Here is a 19,350-nt window from a genome sequence, read left to right as displayed (position 1 = left end):
CACATGACCACGCATGAGGCGAAGCTCCGCGACTACCTCACCCGCGTCGCCACCGAGCTGCACCACACCCGCGAACGGCTCAAGGAGGCCGAGTCCAAGGCCACCGCACGCGACGACGAACCGATCGCCATCGTCGGCATGGCCTGCCGCTTCCCCGGCGGCGCCGACACCCCGGACGCCCTGTGGCGACTGGTGACCGAGGAGCGTGACGTGATCGGCGCGTTCCCCGCCGACCGCGGCTGGGACCTCGACCACCTCTACGACCCGGACCCCGACGCGGCGGGCCGCAGTTACGCCCGCGAGGGCGGATTCCTCTACGACGCCGGGGAGTTCGACGCCTCCTTCTTCGGCATCTCCCCGCGCGAGGCGCTCGCCGCCGACCCGCAGCAGCGCCTGCTCCTGGAGACCTCCTGGGAGGCCCTGGAACACGCGGCCCTCGACCCGGCCGGCCTGCGCGGCACCCGCACAGGAGTGTTCGCCGGTGTCATCGCGCAGGAATACGGGCCGAGCCTGCATCACCTGCCCGCCGAACAGACCGACGGCTACGTGCTGACCGGCAGCACCACCAGCGTCGCCTCCGGGCGTATCGCCTTCACCCTCGGCCTGGAGGGGCCCGCCGTCACCGTCGACACGGCCTGCTCCTCCTCGCTCGTGGCCCTCCACCTCGCGGCCCAGTCGCTGCGGCGCGGGGAGTGCGATCTCGCCCTCGCGGGCGGTGCCACGGTGATGGCCGCGCCCGGCATGTTCATCGAGTTCAGCAGGCAGCGCGGGCTCGCGCCGGACGGCCGCTGCAAACCGTTCGCGGCGGCGGCCGACGGCACCGGCTGGGGCGAGGGCGTCGGTGTCGTGGTCCTGGCCCGGCTCTCCGACGCACAGCGCCTGGGCCGCCCGATCCTCGCCGTGCTGCGCGGCTCCGCCGTCAACCAGGACGGCCGCAGCAGCCAACTCACTGCCCCCAACGGGCCCTCCCAGCAGCGCGTCATCCGCGAGGCCCTCACCGCGGCCGGACTCGGCCCGGGTGACGTCGACGCCGTCGAGGCACACGGCACCGGGACCCGGCTCGGCGACCCCATCGAGGCGCAGGCCCTCATCGCCACCTACGGCAGCGCGCGCACGGCCGAACACCCGTTGCTGCTCGGCTCGTTGAAGTCGAACATCGGACACACCCAGGCGGCGGCGGGCGTCGCGGGCGTCATCAAGATGGTGCAGGCGATCCGGCACGGCGTGCTTCCCAAGTCCCTGCACGTGGACGAGCCGTCCCCGCACGTCGACTGGTCCGACGGAACCGTCCGACTCCTGGCCGAGGCCCAGCCCTGGCCCGCCACGGAGGGGGAGCGGCCGCGCCGAGCCGCGGTCTCCGCCTTCGGCGTCAGCGGGACCAACGCTCACGTCATCATCGAGCAGGCGCCAAAACCGGCACGGGAACAGGCCTCGGAAGCGGCCTTGGACCAGGCTCCCGCGCAGAGCTCCGGGCAGTACGACGCCCCTGCCCGGCCCGCCCTTCCGTGGGTCCTCTCCGGCCATACCCCCGACGCCCTGCGCGCCCAGGCCGCCCGGCTCGCGGACCATCTCGACACCACCACCGACGCGTCCGCCGACGTGGCGTACTCCCTGAGCACCACACGCACCGCCTTCGACGAACGTGCCGTGCTCGTCGGCGACGACCCGGTGAACGCGCTGCGGGCCCTCGCCCGCGGCGAGCACCCCGTCACCGCCGTGCGGGGCACGTCCAGGCCCGCCGGCACCGACGGCAAGGTCGTCTTCGTCTTCCCCGGCCAGGGCTCCCAGTGGCTCGGCATGGCCGCCGAACTCCTCGACAGCGCACCGGTGTTCGCAGCGAAGATCGAGGAGTGCGCGGCGGCCCTCGCGCCCTACACCGACTGGTCGCTGCTCGACGTCCTGCGCGGCACCGGCGACACCCCTGACCCGGACCGCACGGACGTCGTCCAGTCCGCGCTGTGGGCGGTGATGGTCGCGCTCGCCGACCTGTGGAAGTCCTACGGCGTCACCCCCGACGCCGTGATCGGGCACAGCCAGGGCGAAGTGGCCGCCGCGTACGTCGCGGGCGGGCTGAGCCTGGAGGACGCGGCGCGGATCGTCGCCCTGCGCGCTCAGGCACTGGAGTCCATCGCGGGCCGCGGCGGCATGGTCGCCGTGGCACTGCCTGAGGCCGAGGTGGCCCGGCGGCTCGTCGAGCGCTGGCCGGGTCGACTGTCCATCGGCGTGGTCAACAGCCCTTCCGCCGTGGCCGTTTCGGGCGACCTGGACGCCTTGGAGGAACTGCGGGCCGAGTACGCGGCCGAGGGCGTCCGCACCAGCGTGATCCCGATCGCCTACGCCTCCCACTCCCCGCAGACCGACGCCCTGCGCGAACGGTTGCTGGACGCGCTCGCGCCCCTCACCCCCCGCACCGGGACCGTCCCGCTGCTCTCCACCGTGACCGCCGACTGGCAGGACACCGCCCAACTCGACGCCGCCTACTGGGTGTCGAACCTGCGCAGCACCGTGCGCTTCGAGGAGGCCGCCCGCCGGCTCGCCGACACCGAGCACACAATTTTCGTCGAGGTCAGTGCACACCCTGTTCTGATCGGCGCCCTCCAGGAGACCCTCGCCGAGGCCCACCCGGTCGTCACCGGCTCGCTCCGTCGCGGGCAGGGCGGACTCGACCGCTTGCTGCGCTCGGTCGCCGAACTGCACGTCCACGGCGTGCCCGTCGACTGGGCGCCCGCCTTCGCCGGCGCGTCCCCGCGCCGCGTCGCCCTGCCGACCTACGCCTTCCAGCGCGACCGCTACTGGCTGGCCGCCACCCGTTCGCCCGAGAACGCCGTGGCCACCACCTCTCAGGACGACGCCTTCTGGAACCTGGTGGCGGCACCTGACCCCGACCGGCTGGCCACCGCCCTGGGCCTGACTGCTCCGCAACTCGCCCCTGTGCTCCCCGCGTTGGCGACCTGGCGGGAACGTCGGCTGGCGGCCGAGGCGTCCGACCGCTGGCTCCACCGCCTGGCCTGGCGCCCGGTGCGAGCGGCCCGCACGGACCACCGGCTCGCGGGGGAGTGGCTGCTCGTCGTGCCCGACACGCACGCCGACCATGCCGTCCCCGGTGCCGTGCGCGGGGCGCTGGAAGCGGCCGGTGCCCGAGTCGTCTCCGTCATCGCCACGGCGGACGCCGACCGGGACGCGCTCGCCGGACTTCTGCCGTCGGGCGCCGCCGGAGTGGTCTCGCTGCTCGCCCTCGCCGAGGGGCGGCTCGACGATCAGGCCGCCGTTCCGCGCTCGTACGCCGCCCAAGTCGCCCTCACGCAGGCCCTGGACGACTCGGGCGCCTCGGCGCCGGTCTGGTTCCTCACCCAGGGCGCGGTCTCCACCGGTCCCGCCGACCCGGTGACCGACCCCGAACAGGCCCTGGTGTGGGGCTTCGGCGCGATCCTCGCCGTGGAGAACCCCGCACGCTCCGGCGGGCTCATCGACCTTCCCGCCGACCCCGACGCGCACGCCTGGGCCCAGGTCGCCGCCCTGCTCGCCGACCCCCGGCCCGACCGGGAGCGTGAAGTCGCCGTACGCCACGGGGGAGTTCTGGCCCGCCGGCTGGTGCCCACTGGCCCGCTACCGCCCGTCACCGGCGGCACCGCCGGTCCACGGCAGCCCGTCACCGAAGGCACTCCCGGTCCCCTCCCTCCTGTGCCCGACGACTCCGCCGGATGGCTGCCGACCGGGACGACGCTCATCACCGGAGGCAGCGGTGCCCTCGGCGGACACCTCGCCCGCTGGCTCGCCGCGCGCGGCGCACAGCACCTGCTGCTTGTCAGCCGACGCGGAGCGGACGCACCCGGTGCCCGCGAACTCGCCGCCGAACTGGCCGAGTTGGGCACCACCGTCACCTTCGCCGCAGCCGATGTCGCCGACCGGGACCAGCTCGCCGCGGCCCTCGCCCTCATTCCGTCGGACCGGCCGCTGACCGCCGTCGTCCACACCGCCGCCGCCCTGCACGACGCGCTGATCGGCGAGTTGACCCCCGAACACCTCGATCGTGCCCTGCGCGCCAAGGTGGTCGGTGCGCGCAACCTGCACGAACTCACGGCCGACGCCGACCTGTCGGCATTCGTGCTCTTCTCCTCAGTCGCCGGTGTCTGCGGCATCCCCGGACAGGCCAACTACGCACCGGGCAACGCCTACCTGGACGCGCTCGCCGACCTGCGCCGGTCCGCCGGACTGCCCGCCACCTCCGTGGCCTGGGGCCACTGGGCGGGCGACGGCATCGCCGCCGACGGCGCCGAGGAGACGCTGCTGCGCCACGGCCTCGTCTCCCTGCCGCCGGACGGTGCCCTCACCGTCCTCGGACAGATCCTCGACCGGGACGAGCAGCACCTCGTCGTCGCAGACGCCGACTGGGCCGCGTTCTTCCGGGGACTCCCGCACCCGCTCGCCGCCGAACTCCCGGACGTGCAGGGCCAGGTGACGGTGTCCGTCGCGGAGACCGTCCGCCCCGACCGGTGGACCGGGTTCGCCCCGGCCGAACTGCGCCGCGAACTCCTCACCGTCGTACGGTCGCAGGCCGCCGCGGTCCAGGGCCACGGCACTCCTGACGTGATCGACCCGGCGCGCGCGTTCCGCGCCCACGGCTTCGACTCGCTGATGTCCGTGGAACTGCGCAACCGGCTCGCGGCGGCCACCGGTCACCCGTTGCCCGCCACCCTCGTCTACGACCACCCCACCCCCGCCGCCCTCGCCGACTGGCTCGCCGGTGAACTCGGCGATGCGGCAGGGGCGTTGGCCGAGACCGCCGTGTCCGCGGTCACCACCCCCATGGACGACGACCCCGTCGTCATCGTCGGCATGGCCTGCCGCTTCCCGGGCGGGGTCGCCTCGCCGGACGACCTCTGGCGGCTGGTCGTCGACGGCACCGACGCCCTCACCGAGTTCCCCACCGACCGGGGCTGGGACCTCGACCGCCTCTACAGCGCGGACCCCGACCGCCCCGGCACCTCCTACTCCAAGCACGGCGGATTCCTCGACGCCGTCGCCGAGTTCGACCCCGAGTTCTTCGGCATCTCCCCGCGCGAGGCCCCCGCCGTGGACCCCCAGCAACGGCTCCTTCTCGAAACCACCTGGGAGTTGTTCGAGCGGGCCGGCATCGACCCCACCGCGCTGCGCGGCAGCCGTACCGGCGTCTTCGCGGGCATGTCCGGCCGCGACTACGCCACCAGCGCCCAGCACGTGCCCGACGAGCTGGAGGCCTACCTCGGCATCGGCAACGCGGCCAGCGTGGCATCGGGCCGCGTCTCCTACACCTTCGGTTTCGAGGGCTCGGCGGTCACCGTCGACACGGCGTGCTCCTCGTCGCTGGTCGCCCTGCACCTGGCCGCTCAGTCATTGCGGTCCGGCGAGGCCGACCTCGCGGTCGCGGGCGGTGTGCTCGTGATGTCGACGCCGACCACGTTCATCGAGTTCAGCCGGCAGCGCGCCATGTCACCCGACGGCCGCTGCAAGGCCTTCGCCGCCGGGGCGGACGGCACCGGCTGGGCGGAGGGTGTCGGACTGCTGCTCGTGGAACGGCTGTCGGACGCGCGGCGGCTGGGCCACGACGTCCTGGCCGTCGTCCGCTCCTCCGCCGTGAACCAGGACGGTGCCTCCAACGGCCTGACCGCGCCCAGTGGGCCCTCCCAACAGCGCGTGATCCGCCAGGCGTTGGCCGCGGGCGGGCTGACTCCCGCCGACGTCGACGCCGTGGAGGCGCACGGCACCGGTACCACCCTCGGCGACCCCATCGAGGCCCACGCCCTCATCGAGACCTACGGCAGGAACCGCCCCGCCGAACGCCCGTTGCTGCTCGGCTCGGTGAAGTCCAACATCGGTCACACCCAGGCCGCCGCCGGCGTCGCGGGCGTCATCAAGATGATCCAGGCGATCCGTCACGGCGTCCTGCCCAAGACGCTGCACGTGGACGAGCCGTCCCCGCACGTCGACTGGTCCGCCGGGACGGTGGAGCTCCTCACCGAGACCCGCCCGTGGCCGGTGACGGACGACGGCCGTCCGCGCCGAGCGGCTGTGTCGGCCTTCGGGGTGAGCGGCACGAACGCCCACGTCATCATCGAACAGCCGCCGGCGGAGGAGGAGTTGGACACCGAGTCCGCGCCGACCGCCGACCGCCCCCTGCCCTGGCTGCTCTCCGCCCGCACCCCCGAGGCGTTGCGCGCCCAGGCCACCCGACTCGTCGAGCACCTGGACCTCACCCCTGACCGCCCGCTCGACCTCGCCTTCTCCCTGGCCGCCACTCGCGCGTCCCTGGAGGAACGGGCCGTCGTCATCGGCGACCTCGACGCGCTGCGAGCCCTGGCCGAGGGTGAACCGACGCCGGCCGCCGCGGTCACGGGCTCAGCCGCGCAACCAGGCGGCCTCGCCATTCTGTTCACCGGGCAGGGCAGCCAACGCGCCGCCATGGGACGGGAGTTGTACGACACCCATCCCGCGTTCGCCGCCGCCTTCGACGAGGTCGCAGCCGCCCTGGACCCGCTCCTCGACCGTCCGCTCACCGAGGTCATCGCCTCCGGGGACGGCCTGGACGACACCACGTTCACCCAGCCGGCGCTGTTCGCCGTAGAGGTCGCCCTGTTCCGCCTCTACGCCTCGTGGGGCGTGCATCCCGACTTCGTGGCCGGACACTCCGTCGGCGAGATCACCGCCGCGCACGTGTCCGGTGCGCTCTCGCTCGCGGACGCGGCCGCCCTGGTCGCCGCCCGCGCCCGGCTGATCGGCGCGCTGCCATCGGGCGGCGCCATGGCCGCCGTACAGGCCACCGAGGACGAGATACGCGCCGAGCTGCCCGACGGCGTGGACGTGGCCGCGGTCAACGGCCCCCAGGCGGTCGTCGTCTCCGGCGACGGCGAAGCCGTGCGGGCACTCGCCGAGTCGTTCGCCGCCCGAGGCCGCCGCATACGGCACCTCACCGTCAGCCACGCCTTCCACTCCCCGCACATGGACGCCGTCCTCGACGACTTCCGCACGGTCGTCGCCGGACTGACCTACGGTCGCCCGCGGATCCCCGTCGTCTCCGCGCTGACCGGGCGGATCGCCGAGGGCGAGGACCTGGCCACGGCCGAGTTCTGGGTACGGCACGTGCGCGAGGCCGTCCGCTGGTCCGACGTGGTCCACGCACTCGACGCGTCCGGCGTCACGACGTACCTGGAACTCGGCCCCGACGGCACCCTGAGCGGACTCGTACGCCAGCACGTCGCGGACGAACAGGCCGTCGCCGTACATGCGTTGCGCCGCGACCGGTCCGAGGCGGTGACCTCGCTGACGGCCCTCGCCCACGTCCATGCGCGCGGCCACGCGGTGGACTGGAAGGCGTACTTCACGGGCAGCGGCGCCCGGCGCGCCGAGCTGCCGACGTACGCCTTCCAGCGGCGCCGCTTCTGGCTGGAGCCGGGCACCGGTGGGGACGCCGGCGCGCTCGGCCTCGGTGCTGTCGACCACCCCCTGCTGGGGGCCGCCGTACCGCTGCCCGACACCGACGGGCTGCTCCTGACCGGCAGTCTCTCCCTGCGCACGCATCCCTGGCTCGCCGACCACGTCGTCCTGGGCACCCCGGTACTGCCCGGCGCCGCCCTCGTCGAACTGGCCACGCAGGCCGCCGACTCGGTCGGAGCGGGCAGGCTCGTGGAACTCGCTGTGGAGACCCCGTTCGTGCTGCCCGGACAGGGTGCCGCCCAGGTCCAGGTCGCCGTGGACGCACCCGACCCGGCGGGCGACCGGAGCGTCACCATCCGGTCCCGGATGCCCGGCGCGGACTGGGTCCGCAACGCCACCGGCATCCTCGGCACCGCACAGGCGCCGGACGGAGAGCGACTCGACCAGTGGCCACCGGTCGACGCCGAGCCCGTCGCGGTGGACGAGGTGTACGCGGCCCTGGCCGGGACGGGCCTGGAGTACGGCCCGGCGTTCCGCGGCATCCGCGCGGCCTGGCGGGACGGCGACACGTCCTACGCCGAGGTCGCCCTGCCCGAGGAACGGCACAAGGAGGCCACCGGTTTCGGCATCCACCCCGCCCTGCTCGACGCGGCCCTCCAACTCCCCGGACTGCACCAGGACGTGGACGGGGCCACACGTCTTCCGTTCGCCTACCGAGAGGTCGCCCTGCACGCCACCGGCGCCACAGAGTTGCGGGTGCGGCTCACCGCCACCGGCCCGGACACCTTCTCCCTCCAGGCAGCCGACCCGACCGGCGCTCCCGTGGTCTCGGTGGACACCCTCACCACCCGTCCTTTGAAGACCACCGCCCTCACCGCAACCGAGGGCCTCTACACCCTCACCTGGCCGCAACTCCAACCGACCGGGAACGACGCGACGGACTCCTTCGAGTGGACCGAAGTCGCCGTCGGTGACGGCCCGTTCGGCACCACCGACACTCCCGCCCGAGTCCGTGCCGCCCTTGCCCACGCCCTCACCACCGTCCAGGAATGGCTCGGCGAAGGCCACCCCGCCGGGACCCGGCTGGTCGCCCTCACCCGCGACGGCGTCTCCACCGGCCCGGACGACACCCCGAACCCGGTCACCGCCGCCATATGGGGTCTGCTGCGCTCCGCGCAGACCGAGAACCCGGACCGGATCGTCCTCGCCGACACCGACGGCAGCCCTGAGTCCGCCGCCGCACTGGCCATCGCGGTCGCCACCGGCGAACCACAGTTCGCGCTGCGATCCGGGGACATCCACGTCCCCCGGCTGGCCCCCGGGCCCGCCGGCCGCACAGCCCCGGGGGAGTGGAACCCCAACGGCACCGTCCTGATCACGGGCGGCACCGGAACCCTCGGCGCCCTGCTCGCCCGTCACCTCGTCACCCGACGCGGCGTACGCCACCTCGTGCTCACCTCGCGCAGCGGGGACACGGCGCCGGGCGCGGCCGAACTCCGCACCGAACTGGCCGAGTTGGGCGCCGACGTCACGGTCACCGCAGCCGACACCGCCGACCGGGACGCACTCGCCGCCGTCATCGCCGCCATCCCCGCCGACCACCCGTTGACCGCCGTCGTCCACACCGCCGGAGTCGTCGACGACGGCATCACCACGGCGCTCACCCCCGAACGCCTGGACACCGTGCTGCGCCCGAAGGCCGACGGCGCCTGGCACCTGCACGAGCTGACCGCGCACCTGCCGCTGGACGCGTTCGTCCTGTACTCGTCGGTGGCCGGTGTGCTGGGCTCGCCCGGACAGGGGTCGTACGCCGCCGCCAACACCTTCCTCGACGCGCTCGCCGCCCACCGGCACGCGCTCGGGCTGCCCGCGCAGTCGCTGGCCTGGGGTCAGTGGGCCGGGGCCAGCGGGATCACGGGACACCTCACCGCGGCCGACCTCGCCCGGCTGGCCCGGCTGGGGGTGCGGCCTCTTGGTGACACGGAAGGGGTGGCGCTGTTCGACGCGGCCGAGGCGGTGGGCGGGTCGCTGCTCGTGCCGTCGCCGTTCGACGCGGACGCCGTACGGGCATCCGGCGCACCCGTCTCCGCGCCGCTGCGCGGCCTGGTCCGGCAGACACGCGGGCCGGCCCGCCGCAGCGCGGCCACCGAGACCGCTGCCACCTCGAACACCGGCCTCACGGAGCGCCTCGCCGCGCTTCCGGACGCCGCTGCGCAGGACGCGGCCCTGCTGGATCTCGTACGTGCCGAGACCGCGACCGTGCTGGCCACCACCCCCGCCACCATCGGCGTCCGCAAGGCGTTCACCGGACTCGGCGTGGACTCCCTGACCGCCGTCGAACTCCGCAACCGCCTCGGCGCGGCCACCGGCCTCACCCTCTCCGCCGCCCTGGTCTTCGACCACCCGACCCCCGCCGATGTCGCCACGCACCTGCGCGAACGGCTCCTCGGCGCCGTAGCGCCGAAGCCCGAGCGGGCACCCGCGCGGGCAGCGGCCACGGACGACGACCCGGTCGTCATCGTCGGCATGGCCTGCCGGCTGCCGGGTGGGGTCGCCTCCCCGGACGACCTGTGGGAGCTGGTGCGCGACGGCGTGGACGCCGTGAGCGAGTTCCCCGACGACCGGGGCTGGGACCTGGACGCCCTCTACTCCGAGGACGCCGAACGACCCGGCACCTCCTACACCCGGCACGGCGGATTCCTCGACCGCGCCGCCGACTTCGACGCCGCCTTCTTCGGCATCTCCCCGCGCGAGGCGCTCGCCACCGACCCGCAGCAACGGCTGCTCCTGGAGACCGCGTGGGAGACGCTGGAGAGCGCCGGCGTCGATCCCGAGGCACTGCGCGGCAGCCGTACCGGCGTCTTCGCCGGGGTCATGTACCACGACTACGCGCCCCGAGTCCGTGATGTGCCCGCCGAGTTGGAGGGCTGGCTGAGCAACGGCACGGCGGGCAGCGTCGCTTCGGGCCGGATCTCCTACACCTTCGGCTTCGAGGGGCCGGCCGTCACCGTCGACACCGCGTGCTCCTCGTCCCTGGTCGCCCTGCACCTCGCGGCCCAGTCGCTGCGCACGGGGGAGTGCGATCTGGCCCTGGCGGGCGGTGTCGCCGTGATGTCGACACCGACGACCTTCGTGGAGTTCAGCAGGCAGCGGGCGCTGTCCGCCGACGGCCGTTGCAAGGCGTACGCGGCCGGGGCGGACGGCACCGGCTGGGCGGAGGGTGTCGGGCTGCTGCTCGTGGAGCGGTTGTCGGATGCGCGGCGGCTGGGGCACCAAGTCCTGGCGGTCGTAAGGGGATCGGCCGTGAACCAGGATGGTGCCTCGAACGGGCTGACCGCGCCGAGCGGTCCGTCCCAGCAGCGGGTGATCCGGCAGGCGCTCGCCGCGAGCGGCCTCAGCCCCGCAGACGTCGACGTGGTCGAGGGGCACGGCACCGGCACCACCCTCGGCGACCCGATCGAGGCCGAGGCCCTCCTCGCCACCTATGGACAGCAGCGCGACCCCGAACAGCCTTTGTGGCTGGGCTCGTTGAAGTCGAACATCGGCCACACCCAAGCCGCTGCGGGCGCGGCCGGTGTGATCAAGATGATCCAGGCGATCCGGCACGGCGTCCTGCCGAAGACGCTGCACGTGGACAGCCCGTCCCCGCACGTCGACTGGTCGGCCGGAGCCGTCGAACTCCTCACCGAGGCCCGTCCCTGGCCCGGGACGGAGGACAACCGCCCGCGCCGGGCCGCCGTCTCCTCCTTCGGCGTCAGCGGCACCAACGCCCACGTCATCCTCGAAGCGCCGCCCGCCGCCGCCCCGTCGCCCGGCTCGGCCGCCCAACCCACCCAACTGCCCTGGCTGTTGTCTGCCCGCACTCCCGAGGCGCTCCGCGCCCAGGCCGGTCGACTCGCCGCCCATCTCGACCGTACCGATGACGACCCGGTGGACATCGCCCACTCCCTCGCCGTCACCCGGGGCGCTCTGGAGGAGCGTGCCGTCGTGCTCGGCGATCCCGCCCGCGCCCTCGCCGCACTGGCCGCCGGGGAGTCAGCCCCGGGAGTGGTGCGCGGCCGGGCGGACACCGACGGCAGGACCGTCTTCGTCTTCCCCGGCCAGGGCTCCCAGTGGGCAGAGATGGCTGTCGAACTCCTCGACAGCGCACCGGTGTTCGCGGCGCGGATCGAGGAGTGCGCGGCGGCCCTCGCCCGCTGCACCGACTGGTCCCTGCTCGACGTCCTGCGCGGCACCGACGGAGCCCCTGGCCTCGACCGTGTGGACGTCGTCCAGCCGGTGCTGTGGGCGGTGATGGTGTCCCTGGCGGACCTGTGGAAGTCCTACGGCGTCACCCCCGATGCCGTGGTCGGGCACAGCCAGGGCGAGATAGCCGCCGCCACCGTCGCCGGCGGACTCAGTCTCGACGACGGTGCCCGTGTCGTGGCGCTGCGCAGCCGCGCCATCCTCGCGCTGTCCGGGCGTGGTGGCATGGCGTCCGTCGCGCTGTCCGCCGACGCCGTCGCCGAGCGCATCGAACGGCGGTGGTCCGAGCGACTCTCCGTCGCGGTCGTCAACGGGCCCACCTCGGCTGTCGTCTCGGGCGACGCGGACGCGCTCGCCGAACTCGTCGCCGAGTGCGAGTCCGAGGACGTACGGGCACGGCTGATCCGCGTCGACTACGCCTCGCACTCCGCCCACGTGGACGGCCTGCGCGATGAACTCCTCGACGCGCTCGCCCCGGTCCGGCCGCGCACCGGCACCGTGCCGCTGCTGTCCACCGTGACCGGCGACTGGCAGGACACCGCCGGACTCGACGCCGCGTACTGGGTGGCCAACCTGCGCAAGACGGTCCGCTTCGAGGAGGCGACGCGGGCGCTGGCCGCCACCGGGCACACCGCGTTCGTCGAGATCAGCCCCCACCCGGTGCTGGCCGTGCCGCTCCAGGAGACCCTGGAGGCGGCCGACGCCGCTCGTCATTCCGTGGTCTCCGGCACACTGCGCCGCGACGAGGGCGGCCTGCGCCGCTTCCTCACCTCGGCCGCGGAACTGTACGTGCGCGGGGTGCGCGTCGACTGGACGGCCGCGTTCGCACCCGCCGTGCCACGCCGGGTCCCGCTGCCGACGTACGCCTTCCAGCGGCGGAGGTACTGGCTGGACGCCGAGGTCACCAACACCACCGTCGTCAGTACGGCGGTCACGGACCCGGACCTCGACACCCCGCAGGTACCCGCATGGACCCGGCGTCTGGCCGGACTCGCCCCGGCCGAACGCGAGGCGACGCTCACGGAGTTGATCCGCGCGGAGGCCGCCGTGGTCCTCGGTCACACCGACGGCGTGGACGGTGTCGATGCCGAACGGGCCTTCCGGGACCTCGGATTCAGCTCGCTCACCGCGGTCGAGCTGCGCAACCGGATCGGTGCGGCGGTCGGCCTGGACATCCCGGCCACGCTGGTCTTCGACCACCCCACCCCGGCCGCCATCGCCTCCTACCTGGTCACTGAACTCCCGCTGGAGCAGGGCGAGTCGCAGGCGCCGACGGTCGGTGAGTCGCTCGCGGCCCTGGAGGAGGCCCTTGCCTCGCCGGAGGCGGAAGCGGTGGACGAGGGAGTCCTGTCCCGGCTGCTCGCCCTGATCAACCGTGTCGATCGGATTGACCGGCCGGCGTCCGGCCTTGAACACGATCTCGATATCGACCTCGACGCGGCCACCGACGAGGAACTGTTCCAACTCGTCGAACGCAACGCCGGGTCGCACTGAAGCGAGCGCAAGGCCGGCTCGCACTGAACCGACGTTCCCCATCCATCGCGATCCATCGAGACCAACCCGACGGGAAGAGGTACGTACCCCGATGGCCACCGAGCAGCAGCTCCGCGACTATCTGAAGCGCGCGCTCAACGACGCCAGGCAGGCCAACAGGCGGCTGCAGGAGGTCGAGGAGAGCCGGCGCGAACCGATCGCCGTGATCGGCATGGCCTGCCGGCTGCCCGGCGGTGTCGCCTCCCCGGACGACCTGTGGGCGCTGGTGCGCGACGGCGTCGACGCCATCACGGAGTTTCCCGACGACCGTGGCTGGGACCTCGACGCCGTCTACGACCCGGACCCCGAGCGCATCGGCACCTCCTACACCCGGCACGGCGGATTCCTCGACACCGTCGCCGATTTCGACGCCGAGTTCTTCGGCATCTCCCCGCGCGAGGCCCTCGCCACCGACCCCCAGCACCGGCTGCTGCTGGAGTCGGCTTGGGAGGCGTTCGAGCGTGCGGGCATCGACCCGCGTTCCCTCAAGGGCAGCCGTACCGCCGTCTTCGCCGGCATCGCGGGCGGCGACTACACGCCCCGACTCGGGGACGCTCCCGGCGAGTTGGAGGGCTATCTCGGCATCGGCGGTCTGGACAGCGTCGCCTCCGGCCGGATCTCCTACACCTTCGGCTTCGAGGGCCCGGCGGTCACCGTCGACACCGCGTGCTCCTCGTCGCTGGTGGCCCTGCACCTGGCCGCGCAGTCACTGCGTTCGGGGGAGTCCGACCTCGCGCTGGCGGGCGGGGTGAGCGTGATGTCCACGCCGCAGGGCTTCGTCGAGTTCGCCCGGCAGCGCGGGCTGTCCGCCGACGGCCGCTGCAAGGCGTTCGGTGCCGGCGCCGACGGTACCGGCTGGGCCGAGGGGGTCGGTCTGCTCCTCGTGGAGCGCCTCTCCGACGCCGTGCGGCTCGGCCACCCGGTGCTCGCCGTCCTGCGCGGCTCCGCCGTCAACCAGGACGGCGCCTCCAACGGCCTCACCGCGCCCAACGGCCCCTCGCAGCAGCGGGTCATCCGGCAAGCCATGGACGCGGCCGGGCTGCGCTCCGCCGACGTCGACGCCGTCGAGGCGCACGGCACCGGGACCTCCCTCGGCGACCCCATCGAGGCCCAGGCGATCCTCGCGACCTACGGACAGCAGCGCGATCCCGAACGCCCGCTGCTGCTCGGCTCGTTGAAATCCAACATCGGCCACACCCAGGCCGCCGCCGGAGTCGCCGGCGTGATCAAGGTGATCCAGGCGCTCCGGCACGGCGTGCTCCCGCGCACCCTCCACGCCGACGAACCCACCCCGTACGTCGGCTGGTCGGCGGGCGCGGTGCGGCTGTTGACCGAGGAGCAGCCCTGGCCCGCCACCGGGGAGGACCGCCCGCGCCGCGCCGGGGTGTCCGCGTTCGGCGCGAGCGGCACCAACGCGCACGTGATCATCGAGGAGGCCCCGCCGGCGGACCCCGGCGACGCACGGGAGACCTCCGAAAGGCGAGACCCGGGCCCGCTCCCGTTCGTCCTCACCGCACAGACCCCCGACGCCCTCCGCGCCCAGGCGGCCCGCCTCGCCGATCACCTGCCGCACGCCCGCCCCCTGGACGTCGCCTACTCGCTCGCCACCACCCGCGCCCCCCTCAAGGAACGCGCCACACTCGTCGCCGACAGCCACGACACCCTGGTGACGGCCCTACGAGACCTCGCGGCGAACGCCTCCCCGGACACCGTGACCGCGGGGACCGGCTCCCTGGCCGTCCTCTTCACCGGCCAGGGCAGCCAACGGGCCGGCATGGGCAGGGAGTTGTACGCGGCCCATCCCGCCTTCGCCGCCGCCTACGACGAGGTCGCGGCCCACCTGGACCCGTTGCTGGACCGCCCGATCGCCGAGGTCACCGCGTCCGGTACCCGTCTGAACGACACCGAGTACACCCAGCCCGCCCTGTTCGCCCTCCAGGTCGCGTTGTTCCGCCTCTACGAGTCCTGGGGTGTGCGCCCGGACCATGTCGCCGGACACTCCATCGGCGAGCTGACCGCCGCCCATGTGGCCGGAGTGCTCGACCTCTCCGATGCCGCGGCCCTGGTCGCCGCGCGCGCCCGCCTGATGCAGCAACTGCCGGGCGGCGGAGCCATGCTGGCCGTCCAGGCCACCGAGGAGGAGATCCGGGCCGAACTGGCCCCGCTGGACGGGGCGGTGGACGTGGCCGCCGTCAACGGGCCGTCCGCCGTGGTGATCTCCGGCGACATCGAACCGGTCCTCGCTCTCGGCGCCCGCTTCGCCCAGCGGAACCGGCGCACCCGGCGCCTCACCGTGAGCCACGCCTTCCACTCGTCCCACATGGACGGGATGCTCGCCGAGTTCGCCGGGGTGGCCAAGGCGCTGACCTACCGGGCGCCCCGGATTCCCGTCGTGTCCGACGTGACCGGCCGGATCGCGACCGACGGCGAGATCACCACCGCCGACTACTGGGTACGCCACGTCCGGGAAGCCGTGCGGTTCGCGGATGTCATACGCACCCTGGACGAGGTCGGCACCGGCACCTACCTCGAACTCGGGCCGGACGGCACCCTCACCGCACTGGTCCGGGCCACCCTGGACAGCGCGTTCGCCGTGCCCGCACTGCACCGCGACCGGCCGGAATCGGCGACCGCGGTGGCCGCCCTCGGCCTGCTGCACGGCCGTGGCCGGCCCGTCGACTGGCCCGGCTTCTTCGCCGGCACCGGCGCCCGCCGTACCGATCTGCCCACCTACGCCTTCCAGCACCGCCGCTACTGGCTGGAACCCGGCACCTCAACGCACCCCTCCGGGCTGGGCCTTGAGGAGGTGGGCCACCCGCTCCTCGCGGCGGCCGTGCCGCTGCCCGACAGCGACGGCGTCCTGCTCACCGGCAGCCTCTCCCTGCGCACCCATCCGTGGCTGGCCGGCCACGCCGTGCAGGGCACCGTGATCGTCCCCGGCACCGCCCTGCTCGAACTCGCCCGACGGGCCGGCGAAGAGGTCGGCGCCGATGTCATCGCCGAACTCGTCATCGAGGGCCCGCTGGTGCTGCCCTCGCGCGGTGCCGTGGGGATACAGGTCGAGGTGGGCGCGCCCGACCCGACGGGTGCCCGCGAGGTCGTCGTCCGTTCCCGTGCCCCGGGCGGCGACTGGGCCCGGAACGCCACCGGCACCTTGACCGCCCCGCCCGCCGAGCGATCCGCCGACCTCGACGACCGGCCCCGGCCCGCCGAAGGGATCGCCGCGGCGGCCGACCTCGGCAACTGGCCCCCGCCCGGCGCCACCGCCGTACCCGTCGACGACGTGTACACCGAACTCGCCGCCTCCGGACTGGAGTACGGCTCCGCCTTCCGCGGACTGCGCGCCGCCTGGCGGGACGGCGACACCTTCTTCGCCGAGGTGGCCCTGCCCGAACCGCAACACGCGGACGCCGCCCGCTTCGGCCTGCACCCCGCCCTCCTGGACGCCGCCGTCCACCTCACCGCGCACGACGACCTGACCGGCACACCGGAGGGGTTCAGCCGACTGCCCTTCGCCTACACGGGAGTTCGGCTGCACGCCGACGGCGCCACCGCGCTGCGCGTCCGTCTCACCCGCACCGGCCCCGACACCCTCGCCGTCGACCTCGCCGACGGGTCGGGCGCACCGGTCGCGACGGTCACCGGCCTCCACGCCCGCCTGGTGTCCGCCGGTCAACTCGCCGCCGCGCGCAGCACCGACCCCGACTCCCTGTTCCGCCTGGAATGGCGGGAGGTGACGGCCGAACCCGGAGCGGACCACTCCCCGGAGGTCGTCCACCTGGGCGGCGCGGACCAGGCCGGTGACGTTCCCGAACGGGTCCGAGCCGCCCTGGCGGAGGCCCTGGACGTACTGCGCCGGCAACCGGACACCACATCACCGCTGGTCGCCGTGGTGCGCCACGCCCAAGTCGTACGCGAGGCCGACCAGCCGGACCTGACCTCCGCACCCGTGTGGGGACTGCTGCGTTCCGCGCAGGCGGAACAGCCCGACCGACTCCTCCTCGTCGACACGGACGGGACCCCGGAAAGCACCGCTCTCCTCCCCGCGGCCGTGGCCGCCGCCCGAGCGGCCGACGAACCTCAACTCGCCCTGCGAGCGGGGGTCGCCTACGTCCCTCGCCTGGTGCGGGCGCCGCAGCCGACCGATGACGAGATCACGAGCCGCTCTTGGAGCCCCGAAGGGACCGTCCTGATCACCGGTGGCACCGGCGTACTCGGGGCCGCCCTGGCCCGGCACCTCGTCACCCGACACGGCGTACGCCACCTCCTCCTGGTCTCCCGCGGCGGCCCGCAGGCTCCCGGTGCCGGCGAACTGACGGCGGACCTCACGGCGGCGGGCGCACAGGTCACCGTCGTGGCCGTCGACACCGCCGACCGTGACGCACTCGCCGCCCTCATCGCCTCGGTGCCGACGCAGCACCCCCTGACGGCCGTCGTACACACAGCGGGCACCGTCGACGACGGCCTCGTCGACACCCTGACCCCCGACCGGCTCGACACCGTGCTGCGCCCGAAGGCCGACGGGGCCTGGCACCTGCACGAACTGACCGCGCACCTCCCGTTGGACGCCTTCGTCCTCTACTCCTCCGTCGCGGCCGTGCTCGGCGGCCCCGGCCAGGGCTCCTACGCGGCGGCCAACACCTTCCTCGACGCACTCGCCGCCCACCGCCACACGCTCGGACTGCCCGCCCAGTCCCTGGCCTGGGGCCAGTGGGAGCAGCCCAGCGGCATCACCGGACACCTCACCGAAGCCGACCTCGGCCGCGCCCGCCGAGCCGGCCTGCGTGCCCTGCCGACCGATCGAGGCACCCAACTCTTCGACAGGGCAGACGCGTTGGGGCTCCCGTATCTGGTGCCCGCACCCCTGGACCTCGCCGCCCTCCGCGACCGGCAACCGGTCCCGGCGCTTCTCCGCGGCCTGGTGCGACCGCCGCGCCGGACGGCCCTCGCCGCCGCGGAAGGACCCGCGCTGTCCGCCAGGCTCGACGGGCGCACCGCCGAGGAACGGCGGGAGGTCCTGCTCGCCCTGGTCCGCGAGGAGGCCGCCGCCGTACTGGCCGCCCGCCCCGAAACCGTAACGGCGGACGCGCCCTTCAACGACCTCGGACTCGACTCGCTCGCCGCCGTGGAACTGCGCAACCGCCTCACCTCCACGACCGGCCTGCGACTCGCCGCCACACTCACCTTCGACCACCCCACCCCGGCCGAACTCGCAGCCCACCTGGACGAGTTGACCGGCTCGGCGATTCGGGAGTCCGGACCCGCCACCACGCCCCGGTCCACCCACGGCGACGAGCCGTTGTCGACCCTCTACCGGCGTCTCGCGGGCGAAGGGAAGTTCGCCGACGCCTCCGCCCTCATCGGCGTCGCCTCCGCGTTGCGCACGCGCTTCACGCTCCCCGAAGGCGCCGCGCACACCCCGCGCCCGCTGCATCTCGCACAGGGCGAGGGGGAGACCGCGGTGGTGTGCTTCCCCGCCCTCAGCGCCATCTCGGGACCGCACGAATACGCCCGCTTCGGCCACGCCTTCCAGGGCGAGCGCGACCTGTTCGTGGTCCCCTCGCCCGGCTGGGCCGCCGAGGATCCGCTGCCCGACAGCCTGGACACGTTCCTCAGCCGGCACGTCGAGACCGTGCGTCAACTCGTGCGCGACGAACGGCCGTTCGTCATCGTGGGCCGGTCCATGGGCGGGTGCCTCGCCAACGCGGTGACCGCCCGCCTGGAACAGGAGGGCCGCCCGCCCGCCGGGCTCCTCCTGATCGACGCCTATCCCATCGACAGTGCCGTCCGCGAGGGCATGGGGGAGTGGTGGCTGACCGCCCTGCTCACCGGGATGCTCGACCGCATCGAGGCCTACGACATGGTGTGGAGCGATGCCAGCCTGACCGCGATGGGCGGATACAACAACCTCTTCGCCGACTGGCAGCCGCATCCCGTCGCCGCGCCGACCCTCGCGCTGCGCGCCGACACGCCCCTGCGCCACATGGTCGTCGACCCGACGGGCGGCTCCGACTGGCGCGCCTACTGGCCCGTGCCGCACCGCGTCGAGGACATCCCCGGCGACCACTTCACCGTCCTGGAGGAGCACACCCCGACCACGGTCGAGGCGGCCCGCCAGTGGCTGCGCGGCATCGAGAACCGCGGCTGAGCAGCGGCTCACCG

The 19,350-nt window shown here is 74.0% G+C and carries 2 protein-coding genes; both read left to right on the top strand.

Annotation, left to right across the window (positions count from 1 at the left end; genetic code table 11):
• Window positions 1-3: 3 nt before the first annotated feature.
• Window positions 4-13,149, top strand: a complete 13,146-nt coding sequence (locus ACIQI8_RS36785; RefSeq protein WP_402360673.1) for a type I polyketide synthase — start codon at window positions 4-6, stop codon at window positions 13,147-13,149.
• A 91-nt stretch (window positions 13,150-13,240) separates the two neighbouring features.
• Window positions 13,241-19,336, top strand: a complete 6,096-nt coding sequence (locus ACIQI8_RS36780) for an SDR family NAD(P)-dependent oxidoreductase (protein ID WP_402360670.1) — start codon at window positions 13,241-13,243, stop codon at window positions 19,334-19,336.
• Window positions 19,337-19,350: the final 14 nt, after the last annotated feature.

The sequence above is a fragment of the Streptomyces sp. NPDC092369 genome, assembly GCF_044755245.1.
GTDB lineage: Bacteria > Actinomycetota > Actinomycetes > Streptomycetales > Streptomycetaceae > Streptomyces.
This window is presented reverse-complemented; position numbering and strand designations above follow the sequence as displayed.